Here is a 22,918-nt window from a genome sequence, read left to right on the forward strand (position 1 = left end):
CAATGATTGACTTTACCGAAGGCTTCGACAGTGTTGTCGACAATAGTCTGGGATGGCTAACGGACCACGCGACCACGGCGTTCAACAGCCTCAGTTTCGTGCTTAACGGAACCTTCAAAGGTCTCAATGCACTATTGATCGCCATTCCATGGTGGGTTCTGGTCTTGGTGGTAGCAGTGACGGGGTGGCTATTTATCGGTCGCGTCTTCGCTCTGGCCGCGCTCTTCGGGCTTTGGCTTTGTGAAGCGATGGGGCTCTGGCCCGAGACGATCAGCACGTTGACATTGGTCTTCAGCTCCACGTTTCTGGCGTTAATCGTGGCAATTCCGCTGGGCGTTGCGCTCGGATTGACGACCCGCTTCGTACGAAGCTTCGACGTCGTACTCGACTTCATACAGACCATGCCTCCTTATATCTATCTGCTACCCGGCATCGCTCTGCTTGGATACGGACCGCCGACTGCAATGTGGGCGACATGGATTGTCGCTATTCCGCCTGCTTTGCGTCTGACTGCTCATGGCGTGCGAATGACGCCGCCTCAGTTCAACGAGTTGGGGCTCGCTGTCGGCATGACATCGACCCAACTGTTGTTCAAGATTCGTCTGCCATTCGCGCTTTCCTCGATTCTTACGGGTGTGAACCAAAGCCTCATGTTGAGTTTCGGGATGGTTGTCATCGCGGGCATTGCCGGCTCGGGTGGGCTGGGACAGGCAATCTATGATGCGGTCAGATTGCTGAAGATGGATAAGGCCGTCAATGCCGGCATCGCGATCGTGGTTGTCACGATCGTACTGGACCGATTGACGCAACGGATGGGGCAGCGTCGACAAGGAGGTGTGCGGTGATTGACTTGATACATGTGTCTCCGGGAGCGGCCGTCGCCCCAGTCGTGTCGTGGCTCAACATAAACCATCACAGCTTCTTCGCTTCAGTTTCCGATGTCTTTGGCGCGCTGATTTCAGCGGTCGTATATGTGCTGTCATTCGCACCGCCGCTGGTCACGATCGGCGCATTGTCCGTGCTTGTTCTGTGTATCGCCGGATGGCGGGGAGCACTGCTGTGCGCCGGTGGATTGGCTTTGTGTCTCCTAATCGGCATGTGGGACGCCACGCTGCAGACGATTGTCGTGATTCTCCTGTCGGTGATTTTCTCGGTTCTGGTAGGCGTGCCGCTAGGCGTTCTCATGTCCAGAAGCGAGCGACTCAAAATCATCGCCCGTCCGATCCTGGACATGATGCAAACGATGCCTCCCTGGGTATATCTGGTTCCGGCCGTCATCTTGTTCGGGTTAGGTGTCGTGCCTGCATTGCTTTCGACAATCGTATATGGGATTCCGCCAATGATCCGATTGACGATTCTGGCGATGAGTCAGATCCCGGAGAGTCGGATTGAGCTTGGTACATCGATAGGCGCGACGAAGAAGACCATCTTTTGGAAGATTCAATTGCCATCGGCAATGCCCACTTTGCTGGTCGGCATCAACCAATGCGTTCTCTTCTCTCTCGCAATGGTGGTGCTCGCAGGGTTGGTTGGGGCCGGTGGACTTGGTGCGGAAGTCACGCGTGGCCTTTCACGGATGGAGTTCGGTCTGGGAATGCGGGCGAGCCTCGCTATCGTGATTCTGGCTCTCGTGCTGGATCGTGTATTCAGGAGCTCGATCCCAAAGCGTTTCCTCGCGTTGTCGTAACCAGAGAAGCTTTAGCAGCATATCGGATGTGTGCTGCTTCTCGAACATCTGATTAGGTATACGAACGATATTAACTGATTCACTTTCAGAGTAATAAATTATGAACTTACGAGATGCTCTTTTCATCAACGGACGATGGGTTCAGCCGGTTCTAGGCGGCAAGATGGAGGTGTTCAACCCGGCCGATGGCAAGGCTTTCCATACGATTTCGGCGGCCTCTTCTCAAGACGTCGACCACGCAGTTCGCGCAGCGCGTCTTGCGTTCGATGAGGGCTCCTGGCCACGTCTTTCCGGTAAAGAGCGTGCGCGATATCTGCGTCGTATCGCCGAGGTGATACGCGGCCGCTTGTCCGCTATCGCCGAAACTGAAGTACGGGACAATGGCAAGCCACGGCCGGAAGCCGAGTGGGATATTGGCGACGCTGCCTATTGCTTCGAGTATTACGCCAGGATGGCCGAGGAGTTTGACGGCAATCGGAGTGAATCGATCACGCTGCCCGATGACCGATTCGAAACGAAGGTAATGCGTGAGCCGGTGGGCGTGGTTGGCGCAATCATCCCTTGGAATTACCCGCTGCTGATGGCTGCATGGAAAGTCGCACCCGCACTTGCGGCGGGATGCACGGTGGTGCTCAAGCCGGCAGAGCAAACATCGCTTACCGCACTCGAACTCGCGGGCATTGCCGAGGAGGTGGATTTGCCGCCCGGCGTGCTAAATGTCGTGACCGGATTCGGAGCCGATGCCGGTCAATCACTGGTTGATCATCCGTTGGTCGACAAATTGGCATTCACAGGCTCTGGAGCAGTAGGCTCCAAAATCATGGCAGCGGCGGCGAAAGACATTAAGCGTGTCAGCCTGGAGCTCGGCGGAAAGTCCCCATTCCTCGTATTCGAGGACAGCGATCTGGACAAAGCTGTGGAGTGGGTGATGTTCGGCATTTTCTGGAACCAAGGTCAAGTGTGCTCGGCGACGTCACGTGTCCTGGTGCACGAGCGGATGTATCAGAGCTTTATCGATCGCCTGGTCGTTGAGGCCAAAAAGATCTCGATTGGAGATGGTCTGCAAGCGGGCACGCTTCTCGGCCCTCTCGTGTCGGAGCTTCAGCATCAGCGTGTCACGGCTGCGGTCGAAAAGGCTGTCGCGGACGGTGCGACGATCCTGACGGGCGGTGGGCGTCCGGAGGGGCTCGAAGCTGGCTACTTCTTTGAACCGACCATCCTGACGGATGTGCCGTTGACCAGTTCTGCCTGGCTTGACGAGATCTTCGGTCCTGTCGTTTGCGTGCGCGCGTTCGCATCCGAGAAGGAGGCCATTTCGCTTGCAAACGACACCCGATTCGGACTTGCCTCGGCTGTGATGACGGAAGACACGAAGCGCGCTGAGCGGGTCGCCGCTGCGCTACGCACCGGCACGGTTTGGGTCAATTGTTCGCAGCCTTCATTCACCGAGGCACCGTGGGGCGGCTACAAGCAGTCCGGAATTGGCCGCGAACTTGGCAGGTGGGGCTTTGATAACTACCTCGAGACGAAGCAGGTTACTGCATACGTCTCCGGCGAGCCGTGGGGCTGGTACCTGAAATAGGCTCGTACGATGGTTAGTTAGTATCGTCGCTTTAAAAGACTTTCCGCCAGTTCTTTGGGGTCAGACATGAGCGTTGGGTTCGCAAAGTCACATCGGGAGTTGCTCGATTCACGTCAGTTGGGCCATAGCATGCCCAGCGAGCTTTATGGTCGGGAAGACATTTTTCAGAACGACATCGATGTCATCTTCCATCAGCACTGGATCATGGTTGGAGTAGCAGCCGATGTTCCGGAACCGGGAGATGTTTCCGCGATTGATGTGGGTAAGGCGTCAGTGTTCGTCGTTCGTGACGACGATGGCGAAATTCGTGCTTTCCGCAAGCACGCATCGCATATGGGTAAGGACTTCGACCACCAATGCCGAAGCCTGAAATCTGTCCACGTTCGAAACATTGGTGGTTTGTTGTTCGTCTGTCTGGCGGATACCCCGCCCGGGGACATTGACAGATTGCAAGAAGTCATGACTCCGCGGCTGGCGCCTTTTCATCTCGATGTCGCGAAAGTGGCCTTTGAGACTGACGTCATCGAACAAGGAAACTGGAAGCTCGTTATCGAAAATAACCGCGAGTGCTACCACTGCAAGGGTGGGCACCCCGAACTTCTCGTGAGCTTGTCATCTGCGGATCTAGGCTTCTCCGTTGATGACCTCACCGAGCAAGAGCGGCTGGAATTCGAAGATTTCGAAGCGCGGACTCGACGCCAGGTAGCCAGTTGGGAAGAAGACGGCCTCATTCATAGCGTTCACGACGAGATGGATGGCGACAAACCCACCATGTTCCGCGCGCAGAGACAGGTGATCATCGGAGCCGGCGAGTCCCAGACCATGACGACACGCGTTGCTTCCAGAAAACTGCTAGGCGAGTCCGCGCGCAGAGATCTGGGAAGCACCCACTTGTGGACTCACAGTTCGTGGAGTCACGTGATGAGCGATCACGCGGTTATCACTTTCTGCATTCCGTTAAGCCCGGACACGACACTTGTTCGGACGAAGTGGCTGGTTCAAGCGGAGGCTGTAGAAGGTGTCGATTATGACTTGGATGAACTCACCGAAGTCTGGAAAGCGACAAACGCCGCCGATGCGAGATTCGTGCAGGTGAATCATGCCGGAACGCAGGATCCGGGGTACCAGCCGGGCCCGTACTCGACATACACCGAGGTGTATCTGGAGAAATTTGCACTCTGGTACACACGGAGAATGGCAGCACACGGAATTTGACTGAATCGCGCCATAGTCCTATTCAACCAATGCGAGCTAGCGGCGATGAGCATTGATAGCGCATGCGAACGTCGAGTCACGACGTTCGCATCGTCCTGAGATAAAAACCTAAAACCAGCTGCATAAGAGCTAGCTAAACTTCGGAGAAGGCAATGAGGAATACTAATAAGGCAATCGGTTTTCTTGCTGGGGTTCTGTTTTTCGGTGGAGCACAGGCGCAGTCCGCTGTCACGCTCTATGGCGTCATAGATACTGGTTTGATGTACGTGCATCATAGCCAGGGACAGACGAATCAGTACTTAATGTCGACCGGCATCTTGTCAGGGTCGCGCTGGGGCGTGAAGGGCAGCGAGGATCTCGGAGGGGGACTCGCGGCGGTGTTCCAACTGGAAAATGGCTTCAACTCCGGCACCGGGCAGTTCTTCCAAGGTGGCCGGATGTTTGGACGGCAAGCATACGTTGGTCTCTCCGGTAAAGACACATGGGGCACCGTGACATTCGGACGGCAGTATGATCCGCTAGTCGACAAGGTTCAGCCGGTGCAAGGGGATAACTGGCTTGCCGGCTTCTTCATCGCACCCGGCGACGTGGACAACTCCGATAACAGCGTCCGTTTCAACAATGCCGTAAAGTGGGTCAGTCCGGTCTGGGGCGGCTTGCAGGTCGAAGCCATGTACTCGTTGGGCGGAATCGCAGGTGCGACGGGATCGGGTCAAACGTACAGCGCGGCCGCCGGCTGGTCAGGTGGTCCCGTGAATGTCGCCGCCGGCTACATGCACGTCGACAATGGCAACGCAACACTCTCTACGCGCGGCACGACTACGGCGGATTCGTTCTTCAACAGCAGTGTCAACGCGGCATATGCAACTGCGCGCTCGATCAATATCGGCCGCGCAGGTGGCAACTATGCATTTGGCCCGGTGATTGTCGGTGGATACTACAGCTATTCCGAGTACAACCCGGACGCTTCGTCGACCTTCACGCGGTCAGAGAAGTATCACAATGGCTCCGTGTACGCCGTATGGAATATCACCCCGGCGTTGCTGACCGAGATAGGCTATAACTATATGCGGTCGCTGGGAGACTCGTCAGCAAAGCGACACCAGGTTGCGCTGGGAGCCGACTACAACCTGAGCAAGCGGACCGACGTGTACGGCGTTGTGGCCTACGCGCACGCAACTGGCACCGACGGGAAAGGTGTCGCGCAAGCAGTCATCGGCTCTGAGGATATCGATGCGGGTAAGCCCTCGCAAGTTATGGCGACGGTCGGAATTCGACACAAGTTCTAAGGGAATTGCTGAGGGCGCATCGCTGGAACTGAGCAGCTTAGTGATTATGTCGACCGTGAACCTCACATACTCGCTGTACGGATGGTTATTTCTGTCCGTACTAGCGAACGCTATCGCGGCGTAACGCATTACTTTTCGGGAAGCTAAAGAAATCATGGCGATCATCAACGACACGGTCTCATTCACCCGAATGGATCAAGGTACGCAAGAGGAATATCAGTTCTTAGAAAGAAAGTTCGAGCCGCTTTTCCTCGACCTCGCGGACAGCGTTCTGGGCTTACTCGCCAAGCTGAAGGGCGACCGAGTCGGCTACAAGATCGACCGGTATGAACACTCGCTTCAGTCGGCCACGCGAGCGTATCGGGATGGCGCCGATGAAGACACCATTGTGATGACGCTCTTGCATGATATCGGTGACACCTTGGCGCCCGAAAACCATTGTGAGTTGGCCGTTGCCATCTTGAGGCCGTACATTTCTGATGAAAACCTCTGGATACTGAAGCATCACGCTATATTTCAAGGGTACTACTACTACCACCACATCGGGCGGGACCGGAACCTGCGCGACCGATACCGGGATCATCCGCTCTATCAGAGGGCTGTTGACTGGTGTGAAAAATGGGACCAAGTGTCGTTCGATCCCGACTACGACACCTTGCCATTGGAGTTCTTTGAGCCGATGGTGAGAAAGCTATTCTCCCGCAGTAAATTTAAGTACGGAGATTAAGCGGGCCGCACAGCGTGGCCCGTCATCAACATCTCAGTCGAACTGCGCCGCGCGCGAATGATTCAGCGCGGTACCTTCATTCCAGGGAGTCACCCTGTGGAAGTCGCTCAAAAGGCAGCTACCGTAACGGGATCAAGCAGGATCATTGCGGCCGTTGGTTGGCCTACCCATCACCTGCGTACGCCTACATTCTTCAATGCCTTGTGTGCGTCGCGTGACATCGATGCGCTCATGGTTCCATGGGCGGTGCAGGGCAGCGATCTAAAGGATGTGCTCGACGGCTTGCGCCGCGTGGAAAACCTTGCGGGAATCGTTGTAGCCATTCCGCACAAAGCGCGCGCCGCACTGCTGTGTGACACCCTCGAGGGAGATGCGATGGCGCTAAACGTCGTGAACGCCGTGCGTCGGAACGAGAACGGAAGTTTCACCGGCCGACTGTACGACGGCCTGGCTTTTGTCGAGGGGATGGTGCGGCAAGGCGTTGTTCTGGCCGGTAAGCGCGTTCTGCTGATCGGCGCGGGTGGGGCGGCATCGGCCATCGCACTTGCTCTGGCACGTCAGGGCATCGCAGCGCTCACGGTTACGAATCGTAGCCAGGACAAGAGCCTTGCTCTGCTCGAACAGGTCTCGAAGGCGGCGCCGGGGCCGGAGTTCAACATGGGAATACCGGCTTCGTCGGGGCATGATGTGATCATCAACGCCACTTCGCTTGGGATGCAGGAAAGCGACCCGCTCCCATGCGACCTGTCAAACCTGAAGGATGGAGCAGTCGTCGCCGATGTCATCATGCAGCCGCCTGTGACCCGCTTTTTGCACGAGGCTGCGCGGCGTGGAGCGCTGACGCATCGAGGCGAACACATGGTTCCTGCCCAACTGGATTACTTCCTGCAGTTCTTGCTCGACCAAGCTTGAATCGAGGCACGGGAGCACGCGCTGAAGGAGTTCATTGACGGTCACCTCGAAGGCATTCACCGAGTCGAATGAGCTTCCTTCTCCGAGACTGCGTCCAGTCCCCCGAAAAATTGAGCGCCAGGAAGTTCCGAAAGGCACCCGCCGGCGAAAAGAACGGGCCAGGGATGAAATCGAAAACGTCCTTTGCCGCGCTCATTGCCAGCTTCATCGAATCGAAGTGCCGGGGGCCTCTTACCCAGCACATGAAGCCGCCGCTGGGCTCGCAAAACGCGGTTTGTTCCGGAAAGCTTGCGCGCATCAGTTCAAGCCCCTGCTTCATGCGTTCCGCCAGGAACTGGCAATTCGAACGCGTATGACGTTCGGCCAGCCGGCTGTTGAGATAGCTGGCCAACGCTGCTTGCAAGGCGCGATGAGGCATGTTCAAACCACTCAGCTGCTGACTCGCCAGAATCCTCGCCGCGCGTTGTTCGTTCCCAAGTATCCAGCCGATTTCATAGTTGGAGGACAGCGTCGACGCAGTTCCTCCGAACTGGATAACCGTGTCGAAACGATCGAACTCTTTCAGCGTAGAGGCGTTAAGCGCACCATAGGTCAGCTCGCTGCTGATGGCGTTTTCGATGATGACTGCCCCGTGCCGCTCAGCCGCTTGAACGAGGCGTCTCGAGGTTTCCCGGTCGTATGTCATACCCGTTGGAATGCGATTCGCCCCCGTCAGCACGCTGAGCTTCACGCCCGTCGTCTCGAGGATATGTTCGAATTGCCCGGGGTCGATGCCGAACTCGGGATGCGAATAGATCTCGATCGCCTGAATCTGGCGATGGCGCAGGCTCTCGAGGATCGGATAGAACGAAGGGCTCTCGACGAGAACCGGACGATTGTTCGTGGAAAAGCTGTCGAGGCAAAGATTGAAGGCTTCCATCGCGGACCGCGTGACGACGACCTGATCGCGTGACGCGTGAATACCTCTTTGCGCCGCGCGGCGAGCGATTGCGGTTCTGAGCTCTGCATCGCCGCCCATCATGTCGGCGCTTCGCGAAGGAGTCTCGAGCAGGGCGCGCCGGAAGGTCTTGCGCAGAATCGGGTCCGCAAGGCTCTCACCCGCCTGGAGCATCATGGCGGATGCTTTCGCGTGGAATGGAACCCGGGAAGCGAACGCCTCGTCGAGCGAACGGACGTTATCGGGAGACATGACGGGCAAGGCATGAGCTCGTCGCTGTGCATCCCTTTGCGGTGCCTTCAGCGCGTAGAAGCCGGACCGGTCGCGTGACGCACAGATGCCCTGAGATTCGAGCAACTCATAGGCTTTATAAACAGTGACGACGCTAAAACCCGTTTCTTCCGCAAGCCGGCGCAAGGATGGAAGCTTATCGCCGGGTCGAATCAGTCCTGAATCGAGGCGCTTCTTGACGAGTTCCGCGACCTGCCTGAAGCGCTCCATAGACTCTCCAATCTGTACTACACGAAATCGCGAAAATGTGTGCATTGTAGTACAGAGTGCAATTTACTAAAGTGAGGTCGAGCACTACAGGGAGCGAGGCATATGGAGCACTTCGTGATTGTTGGCGGCGGAACCGCCGCGCACCAGGCTGCAAGAAGCATCGTCGAAATGCGCGTTGACGCTCGGGTGTCGATCGTGCGGCCCGAGTGCCAGACACCGTACAGCCGACCCCATCTGTCGAAAGCGTTTCTGACGGAAGGCGTCGAACCCATGTACCTCTCGGGCGCTGACATGTATGGCGATCCGCGAGTGACGACCATCGACGGAGCGAATGTCGTCGATATCGACCGGCATAACGCGCGCGCTTCGCTCGAAAGCGGGGGCACTGTTCCTTACGACAAGCTCATCATCGCGACGGGCTCGCGCGTGCGCAGACTGCCGGAAAGCATTGCGCAAGAACCCGTGCACTATCTGCGAACACTCGAGGATGCAATCTCGCTTCGAAGCCGGCTCGTCGATGGTTCGGATGTCGTCGTCATTGGAGGCGGCTTTATCGGCCTCGAGGTCGCGGCGGCCGCGAGACAGCGAAACTGCAAGGTGACTGTTCTGGAGGCGCAGCCGAATGTGTTGGCGCGGACGGGATGCCCCACGCTAAGCGAGTGGATCTTTAACCTTCACGTCTCTCGAGGCGTCGCTATCCTGCCGGGCACTCAGGTTGAGCGGATTTCGCGCATAGCGTCCGGGAGGGTTGTGCTCGATACATCCGAAGGCAAGATGACCGCCGATATCGTCATCGTCGGCATTGGCGTGGTGCCGAACGATGAGCTTGCGCGCCGCTGCGGACTGGACGTCGAGAACGGGATTGTGGTTGATCCACGTTGCGCAACGCAGGATCCCAACATCTTCGCGGCGGGTGAAGTGACCCGCTACCCGGTGGCGCATTTGGGCATTCACACGCGATCGGAGTCTTGGATGGCTGCAAGCGAACAAGGCACGGTGGCCGGGCGAGCCGCGGCGGGCGACGCGTCAGCGGCGTACGCGGAGATGCCGTGGCTCTGGTCCGATCAGTTCGGCAGCAATATCCAGTGTCTGGGTTTCCCGGAGATCGCTTCGAAGCGCACGTTGATCGGCGACTCTGCTTCGAACCAGTGGGTGCTTTTAGGCTGGGACGAAAAAGACCGACTGGTCAACGCTATCGCAGCCAATAGCGGGCGAGACATATCGGCGATCAAACGTGCCATCAAGCGAGGCACACCGCTTCCGCCGCAGTACACATCTGCAATGCCTGTCGCTGCGCTATAACGGCGTCGCAGGCGAATATCGAACTCGTGACATACCTGAAGGAGCATGCAATCCGATGAACGAAGACTGGACTACCGTATGCAGGGTTAGCGATCTCAAACCCGATACCGCATTTGCCACCGAGGTAGGCGACAAGGCGGTTGCCATCTATTTGGTCGAAGACCGCTACTTTGCGACCGATAACGTGTGTCCCCATGCGTATGCCTTGCTGTCCGATGGATGGCTGGAAGGCAAGGAAATCGAATGTCCGCTCCATGGCGCGCGGTTCGATATCGAAACGGGAGCGCTGCTCGAAGGCCCCGCCGAGTGTGGGCTGCAGACGTACCCGGTTCGGGTGCTGCGCGACGAGGTCCAGTGTCAAACGCAAAATCTGAGTTGAGCCGAGGAACAGCCATGCATGTGATCGACGCATTGAGTTCCGACTTCTATGAAGTCGAGGTTGCCGGAAAGGCGGCAACCGCGCGGGATGTCTTTCCCGACTGGAATCCGCACGACCGTTTTGGAATTGTGGTGTACGAGCCGCTGGCCTTGCTGGGTGCAACCCATTTAATCCAAATGGCCTGTATGTGTTTTTATGACGCCAAGCCGGTCCGGCGAACCGAACGCAGAATCTATCCGGAGATTTTTGCGATCCACGTCGGCGATTGGTGGGGCGGGCATGGCAATTTCGATTTTTGGCCGCCACGCCGCGAGGTCTGTGTGTTGGAGGATCATCGTGATGTTTTGGGTGCGATCAACGATCGCGGCATCACGCGCTTGGCTATCCCCGAGCGTCCCAGGCGCGACATCACACATCGCAGAAAAGAAGAGGACTGCGCGTTGGACCGTTTGGTCACTTCAGTGATGTACAGCCCTACAGGCAGGATCGAAAATCCCGACTTCACGATCAGGAGCAACAATCGTCGCAGCGAGCGCGATGTGCAACGCGTCATCAGACCGACTCAGTTGTCGGATCAGAGCGTCGCTCAAATGAGCAAATCCGCGGTTCCGGTCAAAGAGGGCGATCCTGATTTTTCGCCGCGGCAAGCCGAGCTGAATGTTAACGTCACGGACGACATCAGACAGCAGGCCGAGGAACGAAGGGCACAGCTGAAAGTAGATGGCCTGATTACCGAGTCCTATCGGTTCGTTCGGCCGGGTGACGCGCTGAAGTGTCTTTGACTTAGTCGCCGCAAGGCCATGAAGGCGTTCACATCCATCCACGCTATCTCCCTACCCGGCGCGACCGATGATCACCGTGCAGGCGTTGCTCGATACCGAATCTCTGAAACTGGCGGTGCTTGGCGGCTCGTCCGGACTGATGCGGACGATCAACTGGGCGCATACCGTTGATCTTCCCGACCCCTGGAGATGGATCGCCGCCGGCAATCTGGTCATGACGACGGGCGTGGGCTTGCCGCGCAACGCGTCGGACCAGGTTGCCTGGCTCGAGAAGCTGGCGCAGAGCAATGCCAGCGCGTTGGTCGTTGCACGTCAGGTCGATGCGCCGGAAGTGTCGCGCGAGATGCTGGAGGCGGCCGACCGTCTCATGTTCCCGGTACTCGCGGCGAGCTTCGAACTCGAATTCGTTCAGTTGTCGAGACATGTGATCGAAAGCGTGCTTCAGGCCCAGCGCGACCGTTTCAGAGCCAGCGAACAACTGTTCGAGACTTATGCGACCGCTCTGCGCGACATGCCGGACATGGCCGGACGACTGACCGTTCTTTCGGATCGGTTGAGACTCGGTCTCGCGATCGAAGATGCGGGCAGCGGCTCGATCATCGTTTCGTCGTGCGCGTCGCTTTCGTCTGATGAGCTCAGCCCTGTCTTCGAGGAACGCGTCGCTATCGGCGGGCGAGCGAGGGCGAATCTGGTCATCTCTCGCCGAGACGCGGACGCTTTGCAAGATCCGCTGCTAGTGCGCTCTCTGCTCGGCCTGCTCGAGATCGAACTGGAACGCATGATGATCGATCGCGACAACCTCCGCGTGGAAGGCGCCGCGCTCTTGCGCAGCCTGTTGCGGGGCGAGGCCGAGTTTTCGTTTCGTCCAATCCTTGAGCGGCGCGGGTTGACGGGCACGCTCGTGGTGCTCGCGGTCTCTCCGGGAAAACAAGGGCGGTGGAGCGTCGCGGAAATCCACCATGCGCCGGCGTTGCAGGCCCGCCCGCCGTTGCTGCTGGAAGACGACGTGCTGCTCGTGCTGGCTCCGGACGACGCCGACACGATCGAAAGCCTGCGGTCCGATCTGGGCAAGGGCACCGTGATCGGCATAAGCGGGCCCGTCACGGAGACAGCCGGCTTTCGCGAAAGCGTGCGACAGGCACGCCTCGCCCTGGCACAGGCACGTGAAGTCGGAGCGGGCGTCGTACGCTACGGAGAAAACGAAACCGGCTATGTCACGATGCCGCGATCACTCGCCGAGGCGAGCGCATTGGTGGGCCGCTATCTCGGTCCCGTAATCGAGTACGACCGCGTCCACGGTACCGCGCTGCTCACGACGCTCACGACCTTTCTCGGAAACGATGGCAACTGGAAATCCACCGCCTTCGACCTGGCGATTCATCGTCAAACCCTTGTCTATCGGCTGAGACAAATCGAGCAGTTGAGCGGCGTCAAACCGACTACCACCGACGGCATCACGCGGTTGTGGCTCGCCATTCAGGCTGGAAAGGCTGCGAATCTCTTCTCCGACGATCTATCGAGCACGCCGGACCGATAGTCATACATTTGTACAAACGCCGGTCTTCGAGCCGAAATTTTGCGCATGGTTTTGCCGGCTCGTATTGCTTTTAATGGAGGTCACAAAAGACAGATTCGTTTCCAGGAGACAACCCTATGCCTGTCCGGACGGAGCTCGATCCGCGGCTGAAGCAACTGACGCAACTTCCGAACCGCCCGCTGTGGCATGAAGATGCGCCCGCGCGCGAAACGCTGGCCCGGGAAGAGCAGGCCGATGTCGTCATCGTCGGCGCGGGTTATACGGGGTTATGGACTGCATACTATCTACTGAAGGCTCAACCATCGCTAAACGTCGTTCTGCTGGAACGGGAAACGGTTGGCTTCGGCGCGTCGGGCCGCAACGGCGGCTGGGCGTCGGCAATATTTCCGATCTCGCTCGAACGCGTGGCGCATATGTATTCGCACGCCGCGGCATTGCATCTGCAGGCAGCGATGAACGAGACCGTGGACGAAATCGGGCGCGTGCTCGATCTCGAATGCATCGATGCCGATTATGCAAAGCAGGGTTTTCTTTCCCTTGCCCGCAGCCAGCCGCAGTTCGATCGAATACGAGCCTCGGTGGACGCGTCGGTTCGCTTTGGATTGCCGGATCAGTGGCGCGCGCTCGATGCGAAGGAAGCTTCCATGCGGATCGGCGCCGAGCGTGTACTAGGCGGGCTTTACACCGAGCACTGTGCGCTGATTCATCCCGGCAAGCTGGTGCGGGGACTGGCCGCCACCGTGGAAGCGATGGGCGCGCGAATCTTCGAGAAGACGGCCGCTCTGCACATCGCGCCCGGACGGGTGAGCACGGCACACGGCGGCGTCACGGCAAGGACGGTGGTGCGTGCCACCGAGGCATTTTCCTGCCAGGTGCCCTCGAGCAGCCGTTCCGTCATTCCGCTTTATTCCCTGGTGCTGGCGACAGAGCCTCTGCCGCGAGAGCTTCGTCAGCGGCTGGGACTCGATCATCGCCTGGCCTTCAATGACATGCGCCATCTTAGGGTGTACGGACAGGTGACGGCGGAAGGCCGGCTGGTGTTCGGCGGTCGCGGTGCGCCTTACCGCTTCGGCTCCCGAATCGCACCCGAGGATGAACGGGTCGACAAGGTGCATGCCAACATCCACGCCGCGATGCTCGAGTTCTTTCCCGATCTGGCCGATGCCCGCATCACGCATCGCTGGGGCGGCGCGTTGGGGGTGTCACGGGACTGGTGCCCGACCGTGAGCATGGACAAAGACGCGCGCATTGCCTGGGCGGGAAACTACGTCGGCGATGGCGTCGCCACGAGTAACCTGGCGGGCCGCATCCTGCGCAATCTGATTCTCGATCGCGAAGAAGGGATCAACCAGTTGCCTGTCGTGAATCATCGCTCGCCGGCCTGGGAGCCGGAGCCTTTTCGCTGGATCGGCATCAATGGCGGTCTCACGGCGGCGGGCTTCAGTGATTTCGAAGAACGTGTAACCAACCAACCTTCTCGTACAGCACGGGTTCTCGAAAAGCTGACGGGTGCCCATTGAAAAAGGAGTGATACATGGCGAAATTCACCATCGTCAAAGCCGCCGATATTGCTTCGGCTCGACTCGCCTCAGCCGGCCAGCGAGCCGGGGCCGATAGCGGCGATCCCCAGATTGCCGTCCAGTCTGTTGCGCCCGAGGCGATTGGCAATCTGGGTATCTGGGAATGTCAGCCAGGCGGCTGGCCGGTGATCAATCGACCGGACACCGAATTCACGTACATCATTTCCGGGCGTGCCCGGCTCACCGACGACTCGACGGGCGAAGTGACCGAGATCACCGGCGGGGACCTCGTCGTCTTGCCGCCCGGATGGACGGGGCGCTGGGATGTACTCGAGCCCGTTCGCAAGATCTACGCTATTTATTAACGCGATGCACGCCGTCGGCACGGACGGCATAGCATCTATAACACCGACCTGTTGTCTGGAGACGAAGCATGAATAAATTGATCTCGCTTGGCGTGACAGCCTGCGCAGCGGTCACGCTGACGCTGCCGGCAATGGCACAGGAAGTCGTCGTGATCGGACACTCGGCCCCGCTAACGGGACCGCAAGCGGCGAACGGCAAGGACAATGAAAACGGCGCGCGAATGGCTGTCGACGAACTCAATAAGCAAGGCGTGCTGGTAGCGGGCAAGAAGGTCACTTTCAAACTGGAGTCGCAAGATGACCAGGCCGACCCCAAAACCGGCGTTCAGATTGCACAGATTCTCGTTGATCGCAATGTCGTCGCTGTCTTGGGGCCGTACAACTCGGGCGTGGCGATTCCTGCGTCGCGCGTTTATAACAATGCAGGGGTTCCGCTCCTGCCCGTCGCTTCGAACCCCGCGATTACCAAGCAAGGCTTCAAAAACATTTTCCGGATCGGCGCGAGCGACGCCCAGCTCGGCGGAACGATGGGGGACTTTGCGGCGAAAGAGTTGAAGGCCAAAACGGTTGCAATCATCGACGACCGTTCTGCCTATGGACAGGGCATCGCGGAACAGTTCGAGGAATCGGCCAAGGCGAACGGCCTGGAAATCATCGACAAGCAGTTCACCAACGGCCAGGCAACGGATTTTCTTGGCGTGCTCACGGCGCTGAAAGCGAAGAATCCCGATGTCATTTTCTTCGGCGGCTACGCATCTCAAGCTGCGCCGATGGTCAAACAGATGCGGCAGCGCGGTCTGAAAGCGAAGCTGCTGGGAGGGGACGCCATCTGTACAGCCGACATGGGAAGAGTGGCAGGCGATGCGGCCTCGATTGTCTACTGTTCCCAGGGTGGAACCGCTCTGGACCGCACCGAGGAAGGCAGAGCATTCATCAAGAAGTACAAAGACACCTATCACATCGACATGCAAGTCTATGCAGTCAACTACTACGATGGCGTGAAGATGTTGGCCGATGCCATGTCGAAAGCGGCGACGACGACGGATAAGAGCAAGTTGATCGCGCAACTGGCGAAGGAAGAGTACAAGGGGATAGCCGGCACGTATTCCTTCGATGCCGAAGGGAATCTGAAGGGCGCGCCGACAACCGTGTATGTCATTCGAAACGGCTTGCCCGTTCCTTATGTCAGGTAAGCGGCGACTTTTTGAGAAGCTTTGACCGGCGAGCGGGATCGCTGCCGTTCATTCCGCTGCCGTCGGCGGGCGAGCAAACCGGGAAGCCGTCACTGCGACGGCTCGAAGGCTCGACGTCCCCGATGGCAGCCCCTCAGACATCCTCCAGACTCTCGCCGCGCTCGGCGATCAGCTTGCCCAGTTCGCGCGTCGACAAGACGCGTCGCATCGGGTTCGTCGATCCGGACTCGTCGTCCGCCAGATTTTCGATGATCGTCAGGAGAACTTTGCGCGCGACCTTGATATCGCGCTCGCTCAGGCCCGTCACGCTGATCTCGTTGACTTCCTCAGCCAGCGGCACGAGCTTGTCCTTCAGCGCGCGGCCCTCGGCCGTCAGAAACACATGCGTGTTCTTCTTGTTCTCGGGACGCTGCTGACGCTCGACCAGCCCGAGCTTTTCCATCGCGGTCACGGCGGCGAAGGTCGTTGGCGCCATAACGCCCGCCTGCTCGCTGAGTTCGCGCTGCGTGAGGCCGTCGGTTTCCCACAGGATACGCAGGAAAGTCCAGTGCCCGAACGACACCGAGTGCTCCGCCAGCCGCATCTGCAATGCGCGCACCATCGAGCGCGTGGCGTCCTTGACGAGGTGCGCGAGGCGGTCGTTCGGCACGGATTCGTGCCAGTGGCGCAGCATCTCGGCGGTTTCCGGCGGCGCGCCTTCTACAGTCTTCTTTCGTGTCATGACAGTGTCTTTTCGTAGAGCGGTTCTTTCCCCCGACATGATAGCCGGTGGGTCAATCGTCCTGCTGTCCGGAGATCGGACAGGTCTCTCCGTGCAAACCCGAACTTGTTCGCGTCCAGCCGTCTCCTTACCATTATGATTAGATATCGAATAAAAATCGCAGATGCCCGGACGAGGCGGTGAACGCCGCACGCGCCGGCGCATCGTCCTCATGAGCACGGGAATCGGAGACGTTTGGTGGCCAAATCCACAGTCACGCAATTCATGTCGGAATCGGACGCGGCGGACGCGCGCGTCGAGGCCACCTATCACAAGGTCACCTGGCGATTGATGTCGTTCATCTTCGTCTGCTGGGTGCTGAACTATCTGGACCGCGTGAACGTCAGCTTCGCGCAGTTGCATCTGAAGCAGGACCTCGGCTTGTCCGATGCGGCGTACGGTCTCGGCGTGAGCCTGTTCTTTATCGGCTATATCTCGCTGGAAGTGCCGAGCACGCTGTGGCTCAAGAAGATCGGCGCGCGCCTGACCGTCTCGCGCATCATGATTCTGTGGGGCGGCATTTCCACCGCGATGGCGTTCATGACCACGCCGATGCAGTTCTACGTCGCGCGGATTCTGCTCGGCGCGGCCGAGGCGGGTTTCTGGCCGGGCATCATCCTGTATCTGACGTACTGGTACCCCGGCGCGCGGCGCGCGCGCATCACGTCGCGCTTTTTGCTGGCGATCGCCGCGGCGGGCATCATCGGCGGGCCCTTGTCGGGCTGGATCCTGCATAACTTCGTCGATGTGCTCGGCTACAAAAACTGGCAATGGCTGTTTTTCCTCGAAGGCCTGCCCGCACTGCTGATGGGCATCGTCGCGTTCTTCTATCTCGTCGATCGTCCGCAAGATGCGCGCTGGCTCGATGACGAGCAGAAGAAAATCATCCTCGATGCGCTCGCCGCCGACCGCGCCGAAAAGAAGCCCGCGAAGCACACGCGTCATCAGTTGCTGGTGGCGCTGAAAGATCCCCGCGTGTATATCCTTGCGGCGGGCTGGGGCACGGTGCCGCTGTGCGGCACGATCCTCAACTACTGGACGCCCACCATCATCCGTCAGGCGGGTGTGTCGGATGTGCTCAACGTCGGCTTGCTGTCCGCGTTGCCGTACATCATCGGCGCGCTCGGCATGTTCGCGGTGGCGCGCAGTTCCGACGTGACGCTGGAGCGGCGCTGGCACTTCTTCCTGTGCACGGCCGTGGGCGCGCTGGGCGGCTTTCTGCTGCCCGTGCTGTCGGGCAACACGGCGGCGGCCATCATCTGCCTCGGCATGATCTCCATCTCGTACTTTGGGGCGGCCGCGATCATCTGGTCGATTCCACCTGCCTATCTCTCCGATGATGCCGCGGCCGCAGGCATCGGCGCGATCAGCAGTCTGGGGCAGGTGGGCGCGTTCTGCGGGCCGATTGCGCTCGGCTGGATCAAGACGATGACCGGCAGTCTCGCGATCGGTCTGTCCGCGATCGCCGCGATCGTGATGCTCGGCGGCCTCGCCGTGCTGATCGGCGTGCCGGCCAATACGCTGCGCGAGCACGCTGAAAAACATCCTTGAGCATCGATTCTCGCAGCATGGGCGGCGCCTTCGTCATGAAGGCGCCGTTTTTCATTTGCAGACGATTTCAGGGAAAACCCGCTTGCTTCAAAATGATTAGATATCTAATATAAACGACATGGTGATCGACGCCGAGGCTGGCCCGATCGATTGAGGCGACAAGCAGGGAGCAGGTGCAATGAACGACGAACTGTCATTCAGGACCCTCGTGGTGACGAAGAAGGACGCGGTGGCGGAAGGCATCTTCCGTTTCGAATTGCGCGATGAAGCCGGGCGCGAGCTGCCGCCGTTCACGGCCGGCGCGCATCTGACGGTGCGCGTGCCGAGCGGCGCGAACCGCAACTATTCGCTGTGCAACGATCCGGACGAAACCGACCGCTACGTGATCGCCGTGAAGCGCGACGCGGCGGGCCGCGGCGGCTCGATGAGCATGACGGACGACGTCGCACAAGGCGACCGTATCGATGTCTCCGAGCCGCGCAACGAATTCGAACTGAGCGAACGCGCGCGCAGCTTCGTGTTCGTCGCGGGCGGCATCGGCATCACGCCGGTGCTGTCGATGATGCGTCACCTCAAGGCCACCGCCGGCTCGCGTTTCAAGCTGTATTACGTCTCGCGCAGCCCGGAGACGACCGCTTTCCTCGATGAACTGACGAGCGCGGAATGGAAGCCGCATGTGGTGATTCATCACGATCACGGCGATCTCGCCAACGCGTTCGATTTCTGGCCGGTCTTCGAAAAGCCCGGCAGCGGCGCGCATGTCTACTGCTGCGGCCCCCGCGCGCTGATGGACGGCGTGCGCGACATGACCGGCCACTGGCCGACGGGCAGCGTGCATTTCGAGAGCTTCGGCGTGGATCAGTCGCGCGCGGCGGACAACACGCCGTTCAGCGTGAAGCTCGAACGCTCGGGCCGCTCCTTCGAGATTCCGAAAGACCGCTCGATCCTCGAAATCCTGCGCGACAACGGCATTCGCGCGCCGAGCTCCTGCGAGAGCGGCACGTGCGGATCGTGCCGCACGACGCTGTGCGCGGGCGAGGCGGACCATCGCGACATGGTGCTCGGCGACGACGAGAAGCGCGATCAGATCATGATCTGCGTGTCGCGTGCGAAGAGCGAAGAACTTGTACTCGATCTTTGAAATATCTGGAGAAGCGTCAATGCTCACGCATGAAGAAAACGAATTGCTGTGCCGTGTCGAAGGCGATGCGCCGATGGGTCAGCTGATGCGCCGTCACTGGACGCCCGTGTGCCTCATCGAGGAAGTCAGCGAGCCGGACGGCGCGCCCGTCAAGGCGCGCGTGTTCGGGGAAGATCTTGTCGTATTCCGCGACACCGACGGCAACGTCGGCGTGATGAACGAATACTGCCCGCATCGGCGCGTGTCGCTCGTGTATGGGCGCAACGAGGATGGCGGCCTGCGCTGCCTCTATCACGGCTGGAAGATGGACGTGAAGGGCAATGTCGTCGAAATGGTCTCCGAGCCTTCGTGCAGCGACATGACGAAGAAGACGAAGCACAAGGCCTATGAAACGAAGGAATGGGGCGGTTTCGTCTGGGCGTACATGGGACCGCAGGACGCGATTCCCGAGTTCGTCCCGCCTGCGTGGGCGCCGACCGAAGAGACGCGCGTGAGCATCGCGAAAGCGATTCTGCCGTGCAACTGGGCGCAGATTCTCGAAGGCGCGATCGATTCGGCGCACAGTTCGAGCCTGCATTCGTCGGACTTCGTGCCGGCGCGCGTCGGCGGCGCGGAGGCGACCTCGAAGAACTGGCTGCGTCCGTCGACGGACAAGGCGCCGCGCATGCAGGTGCATCGCACGAGCTACGGCTTCCGCTATGCCGCGCTGCGCCGCCCGATTCAGAACGCCGCCACGCACGACTACGTGCGCTCGACCGTGTTCGTCGCGCCGGCCACCGCGCTGATTCCGCCGAACAACCTGTACAACGTCGCCAACATCAACGTGCCGTGCGACGACACCAGCACCGCGTTCTATTTCATGGCGTGGGGACATGCCGACAAGACGCCGGAAACCGAAACGTGGCGCAAGTTTCTCGGACAGCAGGTCGGCATCGATCTCGACGCGTACTACCGGCCGCTGCGCAATCACGACAACCGCTTCTGGCAGGATCGCGAAGCGATGAAGGCGGGCAACTTCACGGGCATCAAGGGCTTTCCGAATCAGGACATCGCGATGTGGGTGACGATGGGCGCGGTCGCGGATCGCACAGAAGAGCGGCTCGGCGCGAGCGATGTCGCGGTGGTCGAATTTCGCCGCCGCATGCTCGACGCGCTGAAGGAGTTTCAGTCGGGCGAAGCGGCCATCGGCACCGGCGGCAAGGCGATTCCGCGCAGCGTGTGCTCTTTCCAGGCGATGGTGCCGAAGGACACCGACTGGAAGCAGTACGCCGCGCATCCGGTGTGGGTCGAACCTGCCGGAGAGGCCGCGCCGGAACTCGAATCGAACTATCAGGTTCAGGTCTGATGGAGAAGATTCGACTCGGTATAGCGGGACTGGGCCGCGCCTTCTCGCTGATGCTGCCGACGTTTCTCGCCGATACGCGCGTGCAGCTCGTCGCGGCTTGCGATCCGCGCGAGACGGCGCGCGCGCAGTTCGAAGCCGACTTCGACGCGCCCGCCTTCGACAGTATCGACGTGCTCGCGAAGCGCCCGGACATCGATGCGATCTACATCGCGAGCCCGCATCAGTTTCATGCGGCGCATACGCGGATCGCGGCATCGCACGGCAAGCATGTGCTCGTCGAAAAGCCGATGGCGCTGTCGCTCGCCGAATGCGACGACATGATCGACGCGTGCCGTGAAGCGAACGTGCATCTGATCGTCGGTCATTGTCATAGCTTCGATACGCCTTATCTGCGCACGCGCGAGCTGATCGCGTCGGGTGCGTTCGGCAGCGTGAAGATGATTCACGCGCTCAACTACACGGATTATCTGTATCGGCCGCGTCGCCCCGAGGAACTGAAGACCGAAGAGGGCGGCGGCGCGGTGTTCAGTCAGGCGGCGCATCAGGTGGATATCGTGCGCATGCTCGCGGGCAGCCGCGCGACGCGCATCCGCGCGGCAGTCGGCAACTGGGATGCGAAGCGTGCGACCGAAGGCGCGTACACCGCGACGCTATGGTTCGAGAACGGCGCGTTCGCGACGCTTTCGTACAACGGCTACGCGCATTTCGACTCGGATGAATGGACCGGCTGGATCGGTGAAATGGGTCAGGCGCGCAATGCGGACGAGTATGGCGCCGCGCGTCGAAAGCTATCGCGGGTTGCGTCGGGCGAAGAAGAGGCGCGGCTCAAGGCGGCGGGCACATACGGCGGCAACGCTTACACGCCTGCATCGAAAGTGCCCGATGCGCGCGGACATCAGCACTTCGGGCCGCTGATCGTGTCATGCGAGCGCGGCGATTTGCGACCGATGTCGGACGGCATCGTCATCTACGGCGACGAACGGCGCGAACGGATCGCGCTCGATGCGCCCGTGGTGCCGCGCGCCGAAGTCATCGACGAACTCGTGGCGGCCGTGCATGGCGGCATCGCGCCGCTGCACGACGGCGCATGGGCGCGCGGCACACTGGAGATATGTCTCGCGATGCTGCGTTCGAGTGCGGAACAGCGCGACGTGCTTATCGGCGAGTGAATTTTCGAATTAATAAGGAATATTGAATATGAGTAAGCTGAACCTGTCCGTGGCGGTGGGGAATTACGATCGCATGCGGCCGCTCGTCGACGGCGAAGTGCAGATCGACGGCGTCGATCCGGTCTTCATGCTGCAGGACCCGGAGGAGATTTTCTTTCGTGCATTCCGTCACGCGGATTACGACATCTGCGAACTGTCGCTGTCGAGCTATAGCGTGAAGACGGCGGCGGGCACGAGCCCGTATATCGCCGTGCCGATTTTCCCGTCGCGTGCGTTTCGCCATACGTCGATCTACGTGCGCAACGATCGCGGCATCGAATCGCCCGCCGATCTGAAGGGCAAGCGCATCGGCGTGCCGGAGTATCAGCTGACGGCCAACGTGTGGGCGCGGTTATTCCTCGAAGAAGATCACGGGGTGAAGGCATCGGACGTGACGTGGATACGCGGCGGTTACGAAGAAGCCGGGCGTCTGGAGAAGATCAGTCTCAAGCTGCCCGAAGACGTTCGGCTCGAAAACGCGCCCGAGAACCAGACGATTTCCGGCATGCTCGCTTCGGGCGAGATCGATGCGCTCATCGGTCCGCGCGCGCCGTCATGTTTCACGAACGGCCATCCGAACGTGAAGTATCTCTACGACGATCCGCAGAAGGCCGCCGCCGACTGGTACGCGCGCACGAAGCTGTTCCCGATCATGCATCTGCTGGGCGTGCGTCGCTCGCTTGCGGAGCAGCATCCGTGGCTGCCGGGCGCGGTCGCGAAGGCCTTCGAGAAGAGCAAGGCGGTCGCGCTCGCGAAGCTGAGCGATACGTCGGCGACCAAGGTGACGCTGCCGTTCGTCGAAGAGCAGTTGCGCAATGCGCGCCGTCTGATGGGCGACGACTTCTGGTCGTATGGCTTCGAGCCGAACCGGCATGTGTTGTCGCGCTTTTTGAAGCGGCATCATGAGGAGGGTTTGTCGAGCAGGTTGCTGCAGCCGGAGGAACTGTTTCATCCGGCTACGCTGGAGAGTTTCAAGATTTGAGGG

Annotated in this window: 21 protein-coding genes; 19 read left to right on the plus strand and 2 right to left on the minus strand. The window is 59.7% G+C overall.

Annotated features, from left to right (window positions below; translation table 11 throughout):
• The first annotated feature begins 2 nt into the window (after positions 1-2).
• From LY284_RS16460 to LY284_RS16490, 7 genes are all read left to right on the plus strand, one after another.
• A complete protein-coding gene (locus tag LY284_RS16460; RefSeq protein WP_233387303.1) occupies positions 3-845 on the plus strand; it encodes a proline/glycine betaine ABC transporter permease in 843 nt (280 codons plus the stop codon).
• Positions 842-1,687, plus strand: a complete 846-nt coding sequence (locus LY284_RS16465) for a proline/glycine betaine ABC transporter permease (protein ID WP_233387304.1) — start codon at positions 842-844, stop codon at positions 1,685-1,687. Before LY284_RS16460 ends, LY284_RS16465 begins: the two co-directional genes overlap by 4 nt.
• A gap of 100 nt (positions 1,688-1,787) precedes the next feature.
• Positions 1,788-3,269 (plus strand): aldehyde dehydrogenase family protein, encoded by a 1,482-nt coding sequence (locus LY284_RS16470; protein ID WP_233387305.1) that lies wholly within the window; start codon positions 1,788-1,790, stop codon positions 3,267-3,269.
• Between the two features lie 66 nt (positions 3,270-3,335).
• A complete protein-coding gene (locus LY284_RS16475; protein WP_233387306.1) occupies positions 3,336-4,484 on the plus strand; it encodes an SRPBCC family protein in 1,149 nt (382 codons plus the stop codon).
• Positions 4,485-4,636: 152 nt separating this feature from the next.
• Positions 4,637-5,773: a porin gene (locus LY284_RS16480; RefSeq protein ID WP_053568963.1), complete on the plus strand. Its 1,137-nt coding sequence runs from the start codon at positions 4,637-4,639 to the stop codon at positions 5,771-5,773.
• A gap of 154 nt (positions 5,774-5,927) precedes the next feature.
• A complete protein-coding gene (locus LY284_RS16485) occupies positions 5,928-6,500 on the plus strand; it encodes an HD domain-containing protein (RefSeq protein WP_041731480.1) in 573 nt (190 codons plus the stop codon).
• Between the two features lie 96 nt (positions 6,501-6,596).
• The gene (locus LY284_RS16490) at positions 6,597-7,412 is read left to right on the plus strand and encodes a shikimate dehydrogenase (protein ID WP_233387307.1); all 816 of its coding nucleotides are present in this window, start codon (positions 6,597-6,599) and stop codon (positions 7,410-7,412) included.
• Between the two features lie 31 nt (positions 7,413-7,443).
• Here the strand turns inward: LY284_RS16490 and LY284_RS16495 are convergent, their stop codons facing one another.
• The gene (locus LY284_RS16495) at positions 7,444-8,850 is read right to left on the minus strand and encodes a PLP-dependent aminotransferase family protein (RefSeq protein ID WP_233387308.1); all 1,407 of its coding nucleotides are present in this window, start codon (positions 8,848-8,850) and stop codon (positions 7,444-7,446) included.
• 102 nt (positions 8,851-8,952) lie between these two features.
• Here LY284_RS16495 and LY284_RS16500 point away from each other — a divergent pair, with 102 nt between their 5' ends.
• The 7 genes from LY284_RS16500 (at position 8,953) to LY284_RS16530 (ending at position 15,928) form a co-directional block, all read left to right on the plus strand.
• Entirely contained in the window at positions 8,953-10,152 is a 1,200-nt protein-coding gene (locus LY284_RS16500; protein ID WP_233387309.1) for an NAD(P)/FAD-dependent oxidoreductase, read from the plus strand.
• Positions 10,153-10,207: 55 nt separating this feature from the next.
• Positions 10,208-10,531: a non-heme iron oxygenase ferredoxin subunit gene (locus LY284_RS16505; RefSeq protein ID WP_045453208.1), complete on the plus strand. Its 324-nt coding sequence runs from the start codon at positions 10,208-10,210 to the stop codon at positions 10,529-10,531.
• A 14-nt stretch (positions 10,532-10,545) separates the two neighbouring features.
• Entirely contained in the window at positions 10,546-11,313 is a 768-nt protein-coding gene (locus tag LY284_RS16510) for a hypothetical protein (RefSeq protein WP_233387310.1), read from the plus strand.
• 67 nt (positions 11,314-11,380) lie between these two features.
• On the plus strand, positions 11,381-12,850 hold the full coding sequence (locus LY284_RS16515) for a PucR family transcriptional regulator ligand-binding domain-containing protein (RefSeq protein ID WP_233387311.1): 1,470 nt from the start codon (positions 11,381-11,383) through the stop codon (positions 12,848-12,850).
• Between the two features lie 116 nt (positions 12,851-12,966).
• A complete protein-coding gene (locus LY284_RS16520) occupies positions 12,967-14,370 on the plus strand; it encodes an FAD-binding oxidoreductase (RefSeq protein ID WP_233387312.1) in 1,404 nt (467 codons plus the stop codon).
• Positions 14,371-14,384: 14 nt separating this feature from the next.
• Positions 14,385-14,735, plus strand: coding sequence for a cupin domain-containing protein (locus tag LY284_RS16525; protein WP_233387313.1), 351 nt, complete (start codon positions 14,385-14,387; stop codon positions 14,733-14,735).
• A 68-nt stretch (positions 14,736-14,803) separates the two neighbouring features.
• Positions 14,804-15,928: a branched-chain amino acid ABC transporter substrate-binding protein gene (locus LY284_RS16530; protein WP_053568972.1), complete on the plus strand. Its 1,125-nt coding sequence runs from the start codon at positions 14,804-14,806 to the stop codon at positions 15,926-15,928.
• Between the two features lie 133 nt (positions 15,929-16,061).
• Here the strand turns inward: LY284_RS16530 and LY284_RS16535 are convergent, their stop codons facing one another.
• Positions 16,062-16,649, minus strand: coding sequence for a MarR family winged helix-turn-helix transcriptional regulator (locus LY284_RS16535; RefSeq protein WP_014250408.1), 588 nt, complete (start codon positions 16,647-16,649; stop codon positions 16,062-16,064).
• 264 nt (positions 16,650-16,913) lie between these two features.
• On the opposite strand from LY284_RS16535, the gene LY284_RS16540 reads away from it, so the two are divergent.
• From LY284_RS16540 to LY284_RS16560, 5 genes are all read left to right on the plus strand, one after another.
• Positions 16,914-18,239 (plus strand): MFS transporter, encoded by a 1,326-nt coding sequence (locus LY284_RS16540; RefSeq protein WP_075644250.1) that lies wholly within the window; start codon positions 16,914-16,916, stop codon positions 18,237-18,239.
• A gap of 178 nt (positions 18,240-18,417) precedes the next feature.
• Positions 18,418-19,380, plus strand: a complete 963-nt coding sequence (locus tag LY284_RS16545; protein WP_233387314.1) for a PDR/VanB family oxidoreductase — start codon at positions 18,418-18,420, stop codon at positions 19,378-19,380.
• A gap of 19 nt (positions 19,381-19,399) precedes the next feature.
• Entirely contained in the window at positions 19,400-20,725 is a 1,326-nt protein-coding gene (locus tag LY284_RS16550) for a Rieske 2Fe-2S domain-containing protein (protein ID WP_233387315.1), read from the plus strand.
• Positions 20,725-21,894, plus strand: coding sequence for a Gfo/Idh/MocA family protein (locus tag LY284_RS16555; RefSeq protein ID WP_233387316.1), 1,170 nt, complete (start codon positions 20,725-20,727; stop codon positions 21,892-21,894). Before LY284_RS16550 ends, LY284_RS16555 begins: the two co-directional genes overlap by 1 nt.
• 28 nt (positions 21,895-21,922) lie before the next feature.
• Positions 21,923-22,915 (plus strand): ABC transporter substrate-binding protein, encoded by a 993-nt coding sequence (locus LY284_RS16560; protein ID WP_233387317.1) that lies wholly within the window; start codon positions 21,923-21,925, stop codon positions 22,913-22,915.
• Positions 22,916-22,918 lie beyond the last annotated feature (3 nt).

The organism is Caballeronia sp. PC1, from assembly GCF_021353155.1.
GTDB classification, from domain to species: domain Bacteria; phylum Pseudomonadota; class Gammaproteobacteria; order Burkholderiales; family Burkholderiaceae; genus Caballeronia; species Caballeronia cordobensis.

Coding starts and splice junctions, on each gene's coding strand:
- LY284_RS16500 (WP_233387309.1), top strand. CDS start 8,953: ATGGAGCACTTCGTGATTGTTGGCGGCGGAACCGCCGCGCACCAGGCT.
- LY284_RS16540 (WP_075644250.1), top strand. CDS start 16,914: ATGTCGGAATCGGACGCGGCGGACGCGCGCGTCGAGGCCACCTATCAC.
- LY284_RS16475 (WP_233387306.1), top strand. CDS start 3,336: ATGAGCGTTGGGTTCGCAAAGTCACATCGGGAGTTGCTCGATTCACGT.
- LY284_RS16535 (WP_014250408.1), bottom strand. CDS start 16,649: ATGACACGAAAGAAGACTGTAGAAGGCGCGCCGCCGGAAACCGCCGAG.
- LY284_RS16545 (WP_233387314.1), top strand. CDS start 18,418: ATGAACGACGAACTGTCATTCAGGACCCTCGTGGTGACGAAGAAGGAC.
- LY284_RS16515 (WP_233387311.1), top strand. CDS start 11,381: ATGATCACCGTGCAGGCGTTGCTCGATACCGAATCTCTGAAACTGGCG.
- LY284_RS16550 (WP_233387315.1), top strand. CDS start 19,400: ATGCTCACGCATGAAGAAAACGAATTGCTGTGCCGTGTCGAAGGCGAT.
- LY284_RS16470 (WP_233387305.1), top strand. CDS start 1,788: ATGAACTTACGAGATGCTCTTTTCATCAACGGACGATGGGTTCAGCCG.
- LY284_RS16530 (WP_053568972.1), top strand. CDS start 14,804: ATGAATAAATTGATCTCGCTTGGCGTGACAGCCTGCGCAGCGGTCACG.
- LY284_RS16460 (WP_233387303.1), top strand. CDS start 3: ATGATTGACTTTACCGAAGGCTTCGACAGTGTTGTCGACAATAGTCTG.
- LY284_RS16560 (WP_233387317.1), top strand. CDS start 21,923: ATGAGTAAGCTGAACCTGTCCGTGGCGGTGGGGAATTACGATCGCATG.
- LY284_RS16525 (WP_233387313.1), top strand. CDS start 14,385: ATGGCGAAATTCACCATCGTCAAAGCCGCCGATATTGCTTCGGCTCGA.
- LY284_RS16555 (WP_233387316.1), top strand. CDS start 20,725: ATGGAGAAGATTCGACTCGGTATAGCGGGACTGGGCCGCGCCTTCTCG.
- LY284_RS16495 (WP_233387308.1), bottom strand. CDS start 8,850: ATGGAGCGCTTCAGGCAGGTCGCGGAACTCGTCAAGAAGCGCCTCGAT.
- LY284_RS16485 (WP_041731480.1), top strand. CDS start 5,928: ATGGCGATCATCAACGACACGGTCTCATTCACCCGAATGGATCAAGGT.
- LY284_RS16510 (WP_233387310.1), top strand. CDS start 10,546: ATGCATGTGATCGACGCATTGAGTTCCGACTTCTATGAAGTCGAGGTT.
- LY284_RS16520 (WP_233387312.1), top strand. CDS start 12,967: ATGCCTGTCCGGACGGAGCTCGATCCGCGGCTGAAGCAACTGACGCAA.
- LY284_RS16480 (WP_053568963.1), top strand. CDS start 4,637: ATGAGGAATACTAATAAGGCAATCGGTTTTCTTGCTGGGGTTCTGTTT.
- LY284_RS16505 (WP_045453208.1), top strand. CDS start 10,208: ATGAACGAAGACTGGACTACCGTATGCAGGGTTAGCGATCTCAAACCC.